This is a genomic window from Anaeromyxobacter sp. K (assembly GCF_000020805.1).
GTDB classification, from domain to species: Bacteria; Myxococcota; Myxococcia; order Myxococcales; family Anaeromyxobacteraceae; genus Anaeromyxobacter; species Anaeromyxobacter dehalogenans.
The window spans coordinates 977,157-992,339 of record NC_011145.1; the positions used below are offsets into that span (position 1 = coordinate 977,157).

Consider the following 15,183-nt stretch of genomic DNA (forward strand, 5'->3'; position numbering starts at 1 on the left):
CGGCAAGCGGGCGGGGGGAGAACCCTGCGCCGCGCGGCCGCAGGCGCGCACCGGGGCACGGCCGCACGGAATGCGCGCCGGCCCGGGACGGTCCCCGCGCCTGGCCCGGCGCCGCCCCGCCCTCGGAAAAGCACCGCCGGGCCGCGAAGGTGCGGGCGGGCGCGCCGTGGCGCACGCAGCGTGCGGCCGGGGGCGCGCAATTCGTGCACGCAAAGCCGGTTGATTCCCGGGTACGGGAGTTGCTATCCCCCGCCCCGGCAAGATGAAGCGCGACCGCATCCTCGTCATCGACGGCAACCCGCTCGACGGGGCCGGCCTCAGGGCCGCCCTGTGCGAGCGCGGCTTCGACGCGGTCGAGGCCGCCAGCGCGGAGCGCGCGCTCGGGCTCGTCCCGAGCTTCCAGCCCGCCGCGGTGCTGGCCGACGTGACGCTCCCCGGCTGCGAGGCCGGCGAGCTGGTCGGCCGCCTGCGCGAGCTGGGATCCGACGCGGCGGTGGTGGTCGCGGCGCCGCACGACCGGCTGGAGGCGGCGGTCCAGGCGCTGCGCGCCGGGGCCGAGAGCTTCCTGGTCCGCCCGGTGGACGCCGGCCAGGCGCTGGTGGTGCTCCAGAAGGCGCTCGAGAAGCGCGGGCTGCGCCGCGATCGCGCCGAGCTGCGCGAGCGCGTCCGCGCGCGCGCCGCGCTGGTGGGCACCGCGCCGGAGATGCAGGGCGTGGTCGAGCTGGTGCGCCGCGTGGCGCCCACCAAGGCGACGGTCCTGGTGCTGGGCGAGTCCGGCACCGGCAAGGAGCACGTCGCCCAGGCGCTGCACGAGGCCTCGCCCCGGCGCGACCGGCCGTTCGTGCGGGTCAACTGCGCGGCGCTCTCGGAGGCGCTGCTCGAGTCCGACCTCTTCGGCCACGAGCCGGGGGCGTTCGCCGACTCCGAGGAGCGCCACGTCGGCAAGCTGGAGCTCGCCGACGGCGGGACCCTGTACCTGCACGAGGTGGGGAGCCTGCCGCCGCCGGTCCAGGTGAAGCTGCTCCGGGTGCTCCAGCAGGGCGAGATGGAGCGGATGGGCGGCCGCGAGACGCTGCGGGTGGACGTGCGCGTGGTGGCGGGCGCGCAGCACGACCTCGCCGAGGAGGTCCGCGCCGGCCGGTTCCGCGACGACCTGTACTACCGGCTCAACGTGGTGGCGGTGGCGCTGCCCCCGCTGCGCGAGCGCAAGGGCGACATCCCCGCGCTGGTGAACCACTTCCTCGAGGTGGCGGCCCGCACCCAGGGGAGCGAGGTCGTCGGCGTGACCCCGGGGACGCTCTCGGCGCTGTTCGCCTACGACTGGCCGGGCAACGTGCGCGAGCTGGCGAGCGTGGTCGAGCACGCGGTGTCGGTGGCGCGCGGGCGCGAGATCACCGCGGAGGACCTCTCGCCGGTGCTGCACGGCGCCCGCCCCGAGGAGAGCGGCGCCTCCGCCCTCATCCCCGGCGCCACGCTGTTCGAGATCGAGCGCGAGGCGATCCTGCGCACGCTCGAGCAGTGCGGCGGCTCGACCGCCCGCGCCGCGGAGGTGCTGGGCGTCTCGGTGCGGAAGATCCAGTACCGCCTGAAGGAGTACCGGAGCGGCGTCCCGGGACGCCGGCCCCCCGAGCTCGAGGACGCCTACGCCGAGGCGCACAAGTAGCGCGCCGCCGGCCCGAGCCCCGCTCCCTTCCCGCCCGCGCGCGGGCCCGAAAAAAAGACCGCCCGGCAGTGGTGTGCCGGGCGGCCCCGAGCGCGCGGGGGCGCGCGCTCTCCCTGGAGATCGGTCCTACCCGGTGTAGACGTGCGCGCTCTCCTCGGCGGTGGGCAGCATGCTCATCCCGAGGTACGTGAACATCACCACCGCGAAGCCGAGGAGCACCAGCCACGCGGCGCGGTCGCCACGCCAGCCGCGCACCTTGCGCAGGTGCAGGTAGGCCCCGTAGACGAGCCAGGTCACGAGCGACCAGTTCTCCTTCGGATCCCACACCCAGAAGTCGCCCCAGGCGCTCTTCGCCCACACCGAGCCGACCAGCAGGCCGACCGTGAGCAGCACGAACCCGAAGCGGATGAGCTCGTAGGTCATCTGCTCGAGGTCGAGCGCCTTGCCGGTGAGGATGGTCCCGGCGCGCAGGGTGGTGAGCCGCTGCAGGAGCGGCACGCGCGGGGCGAGGAGCTGCACCGCGGCGAGCAGCGCCGCGAGCGCCACCGCCGCGTAGCCCACGAAGTAGACCACCACGTGCGGCACGAACCAGGCGGACTGGAGCGCCGGCGGCAGCTTCACGATCTCGGCGTCCCACTTGCCGAGCGCGTAGCCGAGCAGCGCCAGCGTGAGGAGCGCCGCGAGCGCGCCGAACACGCGGGTGCGGTAGAGCCGCTCGAACGCGAGGTACACCACGCCGGTGGTGAACGCGAAGAACACCAGCGACTCGAACAGCGACTTGAACGGCGCGCGGCCCGCCTCGATCCAGCGCTCCACGATCAGGCCGGCGTTGAACGCCAGCGCGGCGCAGAGCAGCGCGGTCGCGGCGCGCCCGACCAGCGCGCGGGTGGAGCGCCAGGCGGCGGCGTAGAAGCCGGCCGCGGCCGCGTACAGCGCGCCGGTGGCCACGAAGAAGGGGTGCTCGGCGAGGATGTACTGGAGCATCGCGTTCTCCTCAGGCGGCCTGCGCGGGGGAGGTGGGGACGCCGGGCTGGGCGCGGCGGCGCGCCTTCAGGCGCGGCTCGACGTAGAACATGTACGCCACGCCCAGGCTGATGAGCGCGAACCCGGCGAACACCCAGGCCACCCCGGGGTCGTGCACCGCCTCCAGGCCGGAGTAGCTCGGGTCCTGCGGGTTGTAGTTCACCTGGTAGAGCGTCCAGCCCGCGAACGTGACCGGCTCGTTCACCGCCACCACGGTGCGCAGCGACTCGTCCCCGCGCGTGGCGGTGACCGTCGAGAGGAACGCCTTCACCTCGCCGTCGCGGCGCTCGAAGACGAGCGCGTGATCGGCGTCGAGGAACAGCGCCTCGGGCCGGTCCGCGGCCATCACCTTCTCGGCCGCCGTGCCGTCGCGCACCGCCTCGAGGCGGACCACCGGGCGCTTCCACTCGGCCGACGCCGTGGCGGGCACCTGCGTCCGCTGCGCCTGCGGCACGAGCGCGCCGAGCCTCACCGCGCCGCCGGCGAGCGCGAGCCCCTCGGCGAGCGGGACCTCCGACTCGCCGTCGGCGGTGTGGACGACCACCTTCCGCTCCGCGCCGGAGACGAGGAACGCGGTGAGCGCGCCCGGCGGGGCGGCGGGGCGCTCCCAGCCGAACACCACCGCGGCGCGGCCGTCGGGGGTGGCGAGCCGCTCGCCCGGCAGCAGCCAGCGCGTCTGCCCCTCCAGCGTGGCCTGCAGCGCGGGCTGCCCGCCCGCCGCGACCGGCGCCACCTGGTCCTGCGGCGTGAAGTCGGGCCAGATCTCCTTCAGGCGGAACGTGTCGCCGCCGGGCAGGAGGTGGCGCTCGAGGTCCGGGTCGAAGCTGGCGGCGAGCTTCCACTGCCTGTGCGTGCCGTGCTCGTCCCGGACCAGCTCCTGGCGGTAGTAGCCGACGCGGTACTCGGTCTCGTAGTTCACCAGGTCGAACCGATCGAGGCGCAGGTCGAAGCCGAGCGGCGCCGCGCCGCCGGTGTCCATCCCCGCCTTGGTGACGCGCACGTGGGTGGCGGTCTCGCCGCCGGCGTGCAGGTCGATGCGGCCGCGGATGGAGAGCGCGGCCGACGCGGCCGCGCCGCCCAGCGAGGTGACGAGGCCGAGGTGGCACAGGAAGAAGCCGGCGTTGCGCGCGCGGAGCGGCCAGCGCTGCGCCGCGGACGCGATCACCGCCGCGCCGAACAGCGCCATGAGCCCCGCGAACGGCAGGCCGTGGAAGACGTCGTCGAGGTGCAGGCCGAGGATCAGCGGCGCGGCCGCGCCGTAGCGGAGCCGGTAGAACTCGGCCGGCTTGCCCTGGAGCACCAGCGTGCCGACGATCGCGAACACCGCCAGCGCCACCAGCAGCGTGGAGGTGAAGCGGAAGCCGGCGATGGTGGCGCGCAGCCGCCCGGGCGTGAGCAGGGCCACCGCGAGCACCACCGCGCCCGCGATGCCGCTCGCCACCACCAGCGTGAGCGCGCCCGGCGGGACCCAGACCTGGAGCAGCGCGCCGGCGAGCAGCGCGCCGGTGACGAGCAGCGCGGTGAGGCGCGCTTCCATCACGGCGGGCGCCTCGGCGGCGCCGGCGGGCCTGGGCGTGGGGCGGGTCGGGCTGTCGGTCACTGGCACCTCCGATGCGGCCGTTCGACGCGCACCCTGAGCAATCGCCGTGCCCCGTCCGAAGCGGCCAACACCGCGGGATCGCGGGCAGACCCGGCCGTCCCGGCGGGTACGCACCGCAGGAAAAGCGACCTTGGCTTGGTTCGGCGCAAACGGTGCGTGAGGGCGGGGGAGGCCATCGCCCCGCCCTCGAGGACCGAACCGGCGAGGGCTCGCGGCTCTTCCCGGCGGGCGGTGGGCGGCCGGCCCGGCTGCCGGATCGACCCGCACGGACGGTGCGAGGCCGCCTCCCGCCCGCGCCGGCACGCTCCTTACCTTTGGAGCATGCCAAGCGACCGCATCGAGTTCGGGAGCGTCCTCGCGAAGGAGGGCTCCGACAAGAAGGTCTGGCTCGTCGTGATCCCGCTCATCGTCCTCGTGGCGGCGGGCGTGGTCTGGGCCGCCGCCACGGTGTCGAAGGCGGACACGTACCGCACCGAGGCCGAGCGCAGCCAGGCGCAGGTCTCCGAGCTGCAGAAGACGATCGACGAGCGCGACAAGCTCCTCACCCAGGCGCGGGCCGACGAGGGGCTGCTCACCAGCTCGGGCCAGGCCGCCGCGCTCCTGTTCGCCGATCCCAAGGCCAAGGAGCCGACCGAGAGCGGCATCGTGGTGGCCATGCCCGACCAGAAGGCGGTGCGGGTGATCCTCTACGGGCTGGTCGCGCCGCCGCAGGGCGAGGAGTACGTGGTGGCGGCGCGGGCGAAGGACGGCACGCGCAAGCCGCTCGGCCGCGTGGTGCCGAGCGCCGACGGCAACGGCTTCCTGCTCGCGAAGGACGTCCCCGAGGGGACGGTGCGCGTGGACCTCGTGCTCGCGCAGGCGGGCGCGAAGGAGCTCGCCGACGCGACGCCGCGGGTCTCGGCGCGCCACCCGACCTCCGCGAGCGAGCGCGGCATCCTCGTCGAGCAGCCGGCGGCGGCGGTGCAGGCGCGGCGCGGCCGGAGATGACCCCGCGGGCGGCCCCCGGCGACCGCCCCGCGATCAGCCGAAGCGGGCCTCGCCGCCGGGCAGGTCGCGCATCACGCACTGCCCGGGCGCCTTGTCCGGGCGGACGCGCAGCAGGCGCGCGCCGTGGCGCAGGCGGCCGCCGGCCGCGTGCCGGTAGGCCACCTCCACCACCAGCTCCGGCCGGACCGGGATCCACTCGGTGGAGCGCCCGCGCGCCCAGCGCGACGGGCCGCCCGGCGCCTCGCCGGTGAACCCCGGCGCGCCCGGCGCCGCCAGCGGCTCGAGCAGCGCGGCGAACCGCTCGCGCTGCCGCGGCGCGAGCGTGACGTGCCCCACGTGGTGGAGGCGGCCGTCGGGGCCGTGCAGGCCGAGCAGCAGCGAGGCCGGTGGCCCGCCGCGCTGCCCGCGCCGGAACCCGCCCACCACCGCGTCCAGCGTCACCACCCGCTTCACCTTCACCATCGCGTCCCGCTCGCCGGACGCGTACGGCACGCCGAGGCGCTTCGCGATCACGCCGTCGGTGCCGGACGGGGTCGCCAGCCAGGCCTCCGCGTCGGCGCGCCGCAGCGTCGCCGGCGACACGGAGAGCTCCGGCGGGAACCCGGGCGCCTCGCGCAGCAGCGCGGCGCGGCGCACCTCCAGCGGCGACTCCACCAGCCGCCGGCCGTCGCCGTCCACCAGGAGATCGAACGCGACGAGCCGCGCCGGGGTCTCCCGGGCGAGGCGCTGCACGCGGGACTCGGCCGGGTGGATCCGCTGCAGGAGCGCGTCGAAGGAGAGGCCCAGCCCGGAGGGCACCACGATCTCGCCGTCGAGCACGAGCCGTGGCGCGCGGAGCGAGCGCCCGGCGGCCACCAGCTCGGGGAAGTAGCGGCCGAGCGGCTGGCCTGCCTTGGACTGCAGCACCACCTCGGCATCCTGCTTGAATAGGAGGCAGCGAAAGCCATCCCACTTCGGCTCGAACTGCCAGCCGTCGTCCGCCGGGAGCACGTCCGCGAGGCGCGCTTCCATGGGCGGAAACGGCGGCAGCACGGGGAGATCGAGGGGTGGCCAGGCCACGGGAGCGCTCCCATCGACGTTGCAGCCCACAGCCTCCGCGCGCAATCCGCTGCCCGCCGAGGCGGCACGGTGCACGATTACCGGGCGCCCGCGTGCACGCTTTCCGTGCACCGCCGCCCGCGCGGCGCGCGCATCACGAGTTTCACGCCCGCTGCCTTGACGCGCTCGTCCCGGCTCGGGGACACTCGCCGGTCCATGTCAGAGACGCGGTGCGCGCGCCGGCGGCTGCGGCGCGGCGCCAGGGGATCCCGGCGGGAAGGATCGCTCCCTGGTGCGTGGTCGATGCATCCCGAACATCCATCGAACGGCTCGACCGGCCACGGGCGCGTGCCGGGCTGGTGACGACTTTCCCGTACGACTGAAGGTGAAGATGACCGAGACCGGCTATCCCCCGAGGCAGGGCCTGTACGATCCGCAGAACGAGAAGGACGCCTGCGGCTTCGGGTTCGTGGTGGACATCAAGGGGCGCGCGTCCCACGAGATCCTCGAGAACGCGCTCACCGTGCTCGTGAACCTCGAGCACCGCGGCGCCGCGGGCGCCGAGGCGAACACCGGCGACGGCGCCGGCATCCTGTTCCAGACCCCGCACGCGTTCCTCCGCGCCGAGGCGGAGCGGCTCGGCTTCGCGCTGCCCGCCCCGGGGGCCTACGCGGCCGGCATGGTCTTCCTGCCGCCGCACGAGGGCGGCCGCGCCGCCTGCGTCCGCATCTTCGAGGAGGGGGTCCGCGCCGAGGGGCTCGACGTGATCGGCTGGCGCGACGTCCCCACCGACCCCGCCACGCTCGGCCCCACCGCCCGGTCCAGCCAGCCGGTGATCCGGCAGATCCTGGTCGGTCGCGGCGCGGGCTGCGCCGACGAGGCGGCCTTCGAGCGCAAGCTCTACGTGGTCCGGCGCCTGGTGGAGAAGCGGGTGAGCCGCTCCGCCATCCCCGGCCGCACGCACTTCTACGTCCCGTCGCTCTCCTGGAAGACCGTCGTCTACAAGGGGATGCTGAACGCCGGGCAGCTCCGCGAGTTCTACCTGGACCTGTCGCGGCCCGAGGTCGTCACCGGCCTCGCCATGGTGCACTCGCGCTTCTCCACCAACACGTTCCCGTCCTGGTCGCGCGCGCACCCGTACCGCTACATCTCGCACAACGGCGAGATCAACACGCTGCGCGGCAACATCAACTGGATGCACGCGCGCCAGTCGATGATGCGCTCGTCGCTGTTCGGCGAGGACCTGCAGAAGATCCTCACCGTCATCGACACCGAGGGCTCCGACTCGGCCATGTTCGACAACGTGCTCGAGCTGCTCACGCTGTCCGGGCGCGAGCTGCCGCACGCCATGATGATGATGGTGCCGGAGCCGTGGGCGCGGCACGAGGCGATGAGCCCGGAGAAGCGGGCGTTCTACGAGTTCCACTCCTGCCTGATGGAGCCGTGGGACGGCCCCGCCTCGATCGCGTTCACCGACGGTGTCCGGGTGGGCGCGGTGCTCGACCGGAACGGCCTGCGCCCGAGCCGCTACTACGTCACCAAGGACGACCTGGTGGTGATGGCCTCCGAGGTGGGCGTGCTCGACCTGCCCGCCGACCGGATCCTGAAGAAGGGCCGGCTGCAGCCGGGCCGGCTGTTCCTGGTGGACACCCGCGAGCAGCGCATCGTCGGCGACGACGAGCTGAAGGAGCGCATCGCGCGGGAGAAGCCGTACGCGTCCTGGCTGGACCAGTACACCGTCCGGCTCGACCAGCTCCCGAAGCCCGCGCGCGTCATCGAGCCCGACCACGAGACCGTGCTCCGGCGCCAGGAGGTGTTCGGCTACACCGCCGAGGACGTGAAGATGATCGTCACGCCCATGGCGACCGACGGCACCGAGCCCATCGGCTCGATGGGCACCGACACGCCGCTGGCGGTGCTGTCGGAGAAGCCGCAGCCGCTCTTCAACTACTTCAAGCAGCTCTTCGCCCAGGTGACCAACCCGCCGGTGGACGCCATCCGCGAGGAGATCATCATGGCGGTGGAGACCTCCGTCGGGCCGGAGGGCAACCTCCTCGAGCCCGGTCCGGAGTGCGCCCGCCAGCTCGCGCTGCCCGCGCCGGTGATCCGCAACGAGGACCTGGAGCGGATCCGCGCGCTCGACGGCGGCCCGGCCTCGAAGGGCCTGAAGGCCATCACGCTGCCCATCCTGTTCCGCGCCGCCGACGGCGGCAACGGGCTGCGCAAGGCGCTCGAGGACCTGCGCTGGAAGGCCTCGGAGGCGATCGCCGAGGGGCACAACCTGCTCGTGCTCTCCGACCGCGGCCACGACGCCGAGGACGCGCCCATCCCGTCGCTGCTGGCGGTGGCGGCGGTGCAGCACCACCTCATCCGCGAGGGCACCCGCACCCGCTGCGGCATCGTCCTCGAGTCCGGCGAGCCGCGCGAGGTGCACCACTTCGCGCTGCTCATCGGCTACGGCGCGTCGGCGGTGAACCCGTACCTCGCGTTCGAGACCATCCACGACCAGGTCCAGCTCGGGCTCATCCCCGGGCCGGCCGCCGACGCCGAGAAGAAGTACGTGAAGGCGGTGGCGAAGGGCATCGTGAAGGTGATCTCGAAGATGGGCATCTCGACCATCCAGAGCTACCACGGCGCCCAGGTGTTCGAGGCCATCGGCCTGAACCAGGACTTCATCGACGAGTACTTCACCTGGACCGCCACGCGCGTGGGCGGCGTGGGCATCGACGTGGTGGCGCGCGAGGCGCGGCTGCGCAACGAGCGCGGCTTCCCGCCCAAGCGCCCCATCGTGCACACCAGCCTCCCCGCCGGCGGCCAGTACAAGTGGCGCAACGGTGGCGAGCACCACCTGTTCAACCCGGAGACGGTCCACAAGCTCCAGTACGCCTGCCGCACCGGGAACTACGCGCTGTTCAAGGAGTACAGCGCGCTGGTGGACAACCAGGCCCGGAACCTGTGCACGCTCCGCGGCCTGATGGACCTCGTCCCGGGCCCGCGCCCGGTGCCCATCGACGAGGTCGAGCCGGTCGAGTCGATCCTGCGCCGCTTCAAGACCGGCGCCATGAGCTACGGGTCGATCTCCAAGGAGGCGCACGAGTCGCTCGCCGTCGCCATGAACCGGATCGGCGGCAAGTCGAACACCGGCGAGGGCGGCGAGGACCCGGCGCGCTACGAGAAGCTGCCGGGCGGCGACTCCAAGAACTCCGCCATCAAGCAGGTGGCCTCCGGCCGCTTCGGCGTCACCAGCCAGTACCTGGTGAACGCGCGCGAGCTGCAGATCAAGATGGCGCAGGGCGCGAAGCCGGGCGAGGGCGGGCAGCTCCCCGGCACCAAGGTGTACCCCTGGATCGCGAAGGTGCGGCACTCCACGCCGGGCGTGGGACTCATCTCGCCGCCGCCGCACCACGACATCTACTCGATCGAGGACCTGGCGCAGCTCATCCACGACCTCAAGAACGCGAACCACCGCGCGCGCGTCTCGGTGAAGCTGGTGGCCGAGGTGGGCGTGGGCACCATCGCGGCCGGCGTGGCCAAGGCGCACGCCGACGTGGTGCTGGTCTCCGGCCACGACGGCGGCACCGGCGCCTCGCCGCTCACCTCCATCAAGCACGCCGGCATCCCCTGGGAGCTCGGCCTGGCCGAGACGCACCAGGTGCTGGTGATGAACGACCTGCGCTCGCGCATCGCGGTGGAGGTGGACGGGCAGCTCAAGACCGGGCGCGACGTCGTGATCGGCGCGCTGCTCGGGGCCGAGGAGTTCGGCTTCGCGACCGCGCCGCTGGTGGTGCTCGGCTGCGTGATGATGCGCGCCTGCCACCTCAACACCTGCCCGGTGGGCGTCGCCACCCAGGACCCGCGGCTCCGCGCCAAGTTCACCGGCGACCCGGCGCACGTGGTGACGTTCATGCGCTTCATCGCGCAGGAGGTCCGCGAGTACATGGCCGAGCTGGGCTACCGGACCATCGAGGAGATGGTGGGGCGCTCGGAGCGGCTGGAGATGCGCCGCGCGGTGGACCACTGGAAGGCGCGCAACCTCGACTTCAGCCGGATCCTGTTCAAGCCCACCGTGCCCAAGCACTACGGGCGGACCTGCCAGATCCCGCAGGACCACGGCATCGACAAGACGCTCGACGCCACCGTGCTGCTCGACCTGGCCAGGCCGGCCATCGAGTCGCGCCAGCCGGTCCGCGCCACGCTCGCCATCCGCAACACCAACCGGGTGGTGGGCACCATGGTCGGCTCCGAGATCACCCGGCGCCACGGCCCGGCCGGCCTGCCGGACGACACGATCCGGCTGCACTTCCAGGGCTCGGCGGGCCAGTCCTTCGGCGCGTTCGTCCCGCCCGGCATGACGCTGCTGCTGGAGGGGGACGCGAACGACTACGTGGGCAAGGGGCTGTCGGGCGGCCGCGTGGTGGTGTTCCCGCCGCGCCAGGCCGGGTTCGTGCCGGAGGAGAACGTCATCATCGGGAACGTCGCGTTCTACGGCGCCACCGCCGGCGAGGCGTTCGTGCGCGGGATCGCCGGCGAGCGCTTCTGCGTGCGCAACTCGGGCGTGTCGGCGGTGGTGGAGGGCGTGGGCGACCACGGCTGCGAGTACATGACCGGCGGCAAGGTGGTGGTGCTCGGCCCCACCGGCCGCAACTTCGCGGCCGGCATGTCGGGCGGGGTCGCGTACGTGCTCGACGCGGACGGCGCGTTCGCGCGCCGCTGCAACCGCGACATGGTGACGCTCGGGCCGGTGGCGGATCCGCAGGAGGCGGCGCAGGTGAGGGCGCTGGTGGAGAAGCACGCCGCCCTCACCGAGAGCGGGCACGCCCGCCGGCTGCTCGACGACTGGGCCGGCACGCTGAAGCGGCTGGTGCGGGTCATGCCGAACGACTACCGGCGGGTGGTGGAGGCGCAGGCGCGAATGCGCGAGAAGGGCCTCACGCCGGAGCAGGCGGAGCTGGCCGCCTTCGAGGAGAACACCCAGGACGCCGCGCGCGTGGGCGGGAACTAGACATGGGCAAGCCGACCGGATTCATGGAGTTCCCGCGCGAGCCGAAGCACGAGCGGCCGCCGCTGGAGCGCATCGCGGACTGGAGCGAGGCGCACCCCGCCTACGCGGAGCAGACGCTCCGGCAGCAGGGCGCGCGGTGCATGGACTGCGGCATCCCGTTCTGCCACACCGGCAAGATCATCGCCGGCATGGCGGCCGGGTGCCCGGTGCAGAACCTCATCCCGGAGTGGAACGACCTCGTCTACCGCGGGCAGTGGGAGGAGGCGTACATCCGCCTCGCCAAGACCAACAACTTCCCCGAGTTCACCGGACGCGTCTGCCCGGCGCCGTGCGAGGGGAGCTGCACGCTCGGCATCCACGAGCCGCCCGTCACCATCAAGACCATCGAGGCGGAGATCGTGGACCGGGCGTTCGCCGCCGGGCTGGTGCGCCCGCAGCCGCCGCCGGAGCGCACCGGCAAGCGGGTGGCGATCGTCGGCTCCGGGCCGGCGGGCCTCGCCGCCGCGCAGCAGCTCAACAAGGCCGGGCACGCGGTGACGGTGTTCGAGCGCGCCGACCGGGTGGGCGGGCTGCTCATGTACGGCATCCCGAACATGAAGCTCGACAAGGCGCTGGTGGAGCGGCGGGTGAAGCTGCTCGCGGACGAGGGGGTGCGCTTCGTCACCGAGACCGAGATCGGCCGGCACATCACCGCCGACCGGCTGGTGAAGGACTACGACGCGGTGGTGCTGGCCGGCGGCGCCACGCACGCGCGCGACCTGCCCATCGAGGGCCGCAGCCTGCAGGGCATCCACCTCGCCATGGAGTTCCTGCACGCGAACACGAAGTCGCTGCTCGACTCGAACCACGAGGACGGCCGGTACATCTCGGCGAAGGGCAAGCACGTCGTCGTCATCGGCGGCGGCGACACCGGCACCGACTGCGTCGGGACCGCCATCCGGCACGGCGCCCGCAGCGTGACCCAGCTCGAGATCATGGCGCGCCCACCCGACCAGCGGCCGCGGGACAACCCGTGGCCGCAGTGGCCCAGGGTCCTCAAGACCGACTACGGCCAGGAGGAGGCGAAGGCGGTCTTCGGGCACGACCCGCGCCGGTTCTGCGCGCTCACCAAGCGCTTCATCGGCGACGCGCAGGGCAAGGTGAAGGAGCTGCACCTGGTGGAGGTGGAGTGGGTGAAGGGCCCCGACGGCCGCTCCGGCCCGAAGGAGATCCCGCACACCGACCGGATCATCCCCGGCGAGCTGGTGCTGCTCGCGCTCGGCTTCGTCGGCCCCGAGAAGCCCATGCTGCAGCAGTTCGGCGTGAAGCTGGACGACCGCGGCAACGTGTGGACGGACGAGCACCGGATGACGAGCGTGCCCGGCGTGTTCGCCGCGGGCGACATGGCCCGCGGGCAGTCGCTGGTGGTGTGGGCCATCCGCGAGGGCCGCCAGGCGGCGCAGGCGGTGGACCAGTTCCTCTCGCACGGCGAGACGGTCCTGCCCCCCTGACCCGGAGACGCGAGGTCCCGCCCGCCCCGGGAACGCGCCCGGGGTGGGCGGGGCCACGCTCGCCGTGGCGGCTACCGCGTCGTCGATCCGCCCTGCACCTCGATGCGGATGGCCTGCGGCTGCCCACCCTGCTCCGAGTAGGACGCCCGGACCTGCGCGCCCTCCTTCACGTCGGAGATGGAGGCCCGCTTCCCGTCCTTCATCACCGGCGTGTCGGCGCCGACCTTCAGCTTCAGCTCCTGGCCGCCGGCCTGATCGCGCAGCACCAGCTCCTGGCTGCTCGCGCTGACCACCTGCCCGGTGGCGGTCTTCTGCTCGCCCGCCTGGGCGGTCGCGCCCGCGGTGCCCGCGGCGCTGCCGGTGCCGGCCGCCTGCGCGGACTCGCGGCGCGCCTGCTCCGACTCGGCCGTCGCGGTCTGCGACTGCTGCTGCGCCGCCTGCTCGTGCTGCTGCGCCTCGCCGGTCTTCTGGCCGGCCTTCTGCTGCGCCTCCGCGAGCTTCTCCTGCGACTCGCGCACGTCCTTCTGCGCGTCGGCCGCCTCGTCGTGCCGCTTCGCGGCCTGCTTCGACTCGTCGGCCGCCTGCTCCTGGCTGCGCTCGGCCTGCCGCGACGCCGTGGCGCCCGGGGCCGAGCCCTGCTGCGTGCGATCACCCCTGTCCTGGCAACCCGCGGTGACGAGCAGCGCCGCCGCCCCGAGGGCCAGGCCCAATCCGCGACTCACGTCCATGTCGTTCCCCTCCCGGCGCCGTTGCTGGGGCACCGGCGCTCAAGGTGGGAACGGGGACCGCGGGACGCGAGTGCGGAGGGCCCGGGCGGGCGCCCGCGCACGCGCGCACCGTGCGCCGCGCGCGCGGGCCGGAGGGGCAGGGCTCCCTCGACCGCGCGCCGCGCGTGCGGCGCTGCGCTCGGGAGATCCGTTCGCCCCGAGCGCCGGCGGTCCGGCGGCTCGCCGGCGGCGGCGAGGGCTCAGGCGTGCACGCGCCGCGGCGGCATCAGGTGACGCCAGCGGCTGCCCTCGTCGCGCGCCGCCCCCGGGCGCCGCGTGACGATCGGCAGGATGGCCGCGACGAGCAGCATGACCGCGATCACCGGCAGCGCGCCGGAGAACGAGCCGGTGAGGTCCTTCACCCGCGCCACGAAGATCGGGCCGACGATGCCGCCCACGCCCCAGGCCAGCAGGATCCACCCGTAGTTCACGCCCATGTACTTCGTGCCGAAGTAGTCGGCGGTGAACGAGGGCATGGTGCCGAAGCCGCCGCCGTAGTCGAGCAGGACGATCGCGAACAGCAGCGCGACCAGCGGCAGCGAGTGGACGCCGCCCACGGCGAAGAAGATGACGACCTGCGAGCCGTAGATGAGCAGGTAGGCGAGGTTGCGGCCGATGCGATCCGAGATCGCGCCCCAGAAGAAGCGCCCCAGGCCGTTGAACAGCGCGATGAAGCCGTAGACGGCCAGCGCGCTCTCCGGCGAGGCGCCGGTGAGCTCGCGCATGATGGGCACCGCGTTCGAGATGAACAGGATGCCGGCGGTGACGTTCAGGAACAGCATCGCCCAGAGCGCCCAGAACTGCGGCGTGCGCAGCGCCTCCGAGGGCGGGTAGTCGCGCGCCACGCGGACCGCGGGCGCGGCGGCGGGCGCGGGCGACGGCGTGGCGCCTGCGGCGGGCGCGGGCACCACCGCGGTCGGGTTGCGCATGGCCAGCGCGCAGATGCCGCCGACGACGGCGAACACCACCCCGGACCAGAGGAACGTCTGCATCACGGTCGAGATCGCGCCCGGCGACATGGCCGCGGCCGCGTCGCCCGCGTGCCGCGCCGCGATCACCCGGCCGGCCTCGCGCGACGCCTCGGCGAACGCGGCGACGTTCTTCAGCAGGTTGTTGTAGATGAACGCGCCCAGGCCGAAGCCCATCACCACCATGCCGGTCCCGAAGCCGCGCTTGTCCGGGAACCACTTCGTCACCGCCGCGACCGGGGTCACGTAGCCGAGCCCGAGCCCCAGGCCGCCGATCACGCCGTACGTGGCGTAGATCCAGGGCGCCCCGAAGCGCGCCGTGCCCAGCCCGGCGAGCACGTTCCCGAGGCCCCACAGCACGATGCCCGTGACCGCCACCGGCCGCGGGCCGGAGCGGTCCTGCCAGCGGCCGCCCAGGATCGCGCCCACGCCCAGGAAGAAGATCGAGAGCGCGAACGCCCAGGTGGTGGTGGTGCTGGACCAGCCGAACGCCGCGATGAGCGGCTGGGTGAACAGGCTCCACGAGTAGACGGTGCCGAGGCACGCCATGGTGATGGTGCCGGCCACCGCGATGAACCAGCGGTTCGACGTCATGTCCCTCCCCCTTCCCCTCACCGGCGGCACCCCCTGCGCCGCCGGGCCCGA

At 73.7% G+C, this 15,183-nt stretch carries 9 protein-coding genes; 4 read left to right on the top strand and 5 right to left on the bottom strand.

Features of this window, described 5'->3' with window-relative positions; translation table 11 throughout:
• Positions 1 to 262 precede the first annotated feature (262 nt).
• On the top strand, positions 263 to 1,663 hold the full coding sequence (locus ANAEK_RS04285) for a sigma-54 dependent transcriptional regulator (RefSeq protein WP_012524923.1): 1,401 nt from the start codon (positions 263 to 265) through the stop codon (positions 1,661 to 1,663).
• 126 nt (positions 1,664 to 1,789) lie between these two features.
• Here the strand turns inward: ANAEK_RS04285 and ccsB are convergent, their stop codons facing one another.
• Positions 1,790 to 2,647: a c-type cytochrome biogenesis protein CcsB gene (ccsB, locus tag ANAEK_RS04290; RefSeq protein WP_012524924.1), complete on the bottom strand. Its 858-nt coding sequence runs from the start codon at positions 2,645 to 2,647 to the stop codon at positions 1,790 to 1,792.
• A gap of 10 nt (positions 2,648 to 2,657) precedes the next feature.
• A complete protein-coding gene (locus ANAEK_RS04295; protein ID WP_157376673.1) occupies positions 2,658 to 4,286 on the bottom strand; it encodes a cytochrome c biogenesis protein ResB in 1,629 nt (542 codons plus the stop codon).
• A gap of 321 nt (positions 4,287 to 4,607) precedes the next feature.
• Between ANAEK_RS04295 and ANAEK_RS04300 the strand changes: the two genes are divergently transcribed.
• Positions 4,608 to 5,273 carry a hypothetical protein gene (locus ANAEK_RS04300; RefSeq protein ID WP_012524926.1) on the top strand — a complete coding sequence of 222 codons (666 nt, stop codon included), beginning with the start codon at positions 4,608 to 4,610 and terminating at the stop codon, positions 5,271 to 5,273.
• A 33-nt stretch (positions 5,274 to 5,306) separates the two neighbouring features.
• Here ANAEK_RS04300 and ANAEK_RS04305 read toward each other — a convergent pair whose 3' ends face one another.
• A complete protein-coding gene (locus tag ANAEK_RS04305; protein WP_012524927.1) occupies positions 5,307 to 6,332 on the bottom strand; it encodes an ATP-dependent DNA ligase in 1,026 nt (341 codons plus the stop codon).
• Positions 6,333 to 6,702: 370 nt separating this feature from the next.
• On the opposite strand from ANAEK_RS04305, the gene gltB reads away from it, so the two are divergent.
• Both gltB and ANAEK_RS04315 read left to right on the top strand, forming a co-directional pair.
• Complete coding sequence (gene gltB, locus ANAEK_RS04310; protein ID WP_012524928.1) at positions 6,703 to 11,313, top strand: glutamate synthase large subunit; 4,611 nt, start codon at positions 6,703 to 6,705, stop codon at positions 11,311 to 11,313.
• 2 nt (positions 11,314 to 11,315) lie between these two features.
• Complete coding sequence (locus ANAEK_RS04315) at positions 11,316 to 12,803, top strand: glutamate synthase subunit beta (protein WP_012524929.1); 1,488 nt, start codon at positions 11,316 to 11,318, stop codon at positions 12,801 to 12,803.
• Positions 12,804 to 12,874: 71 nt separating this feature from the next.
• Here ANAEK_RS04315 and ANAEK_RS04320 read toward each other — a convergent pair whose 3' ends face one another.
• Positions 12,875 to 13,531, bottom strand: a complete 657-nt coding sequence (locus tag ANAEK_RS04320) for a hypothetical protein (RefSeq protein WP_012524930.1) — start codon at positions 13,529 to 13,531, stop codon at positions 12,875 to 12,877.
• A gap of 239 nt (positions 13,532 to 13,770) precedes the next feature.
• Positions 13,771 to 15,132, bottom strand: coding sequence for an OFA family MFS transporter (locus ANAEK_RS04325; protein WP_012524931.1), 1,362 nt, complete (start codon positions 15,130 to 15,132; stop codon positions 13,771 to 13,773).
• Positions 15,133 to 15,183: the final 51 nt, after the last annotated feature.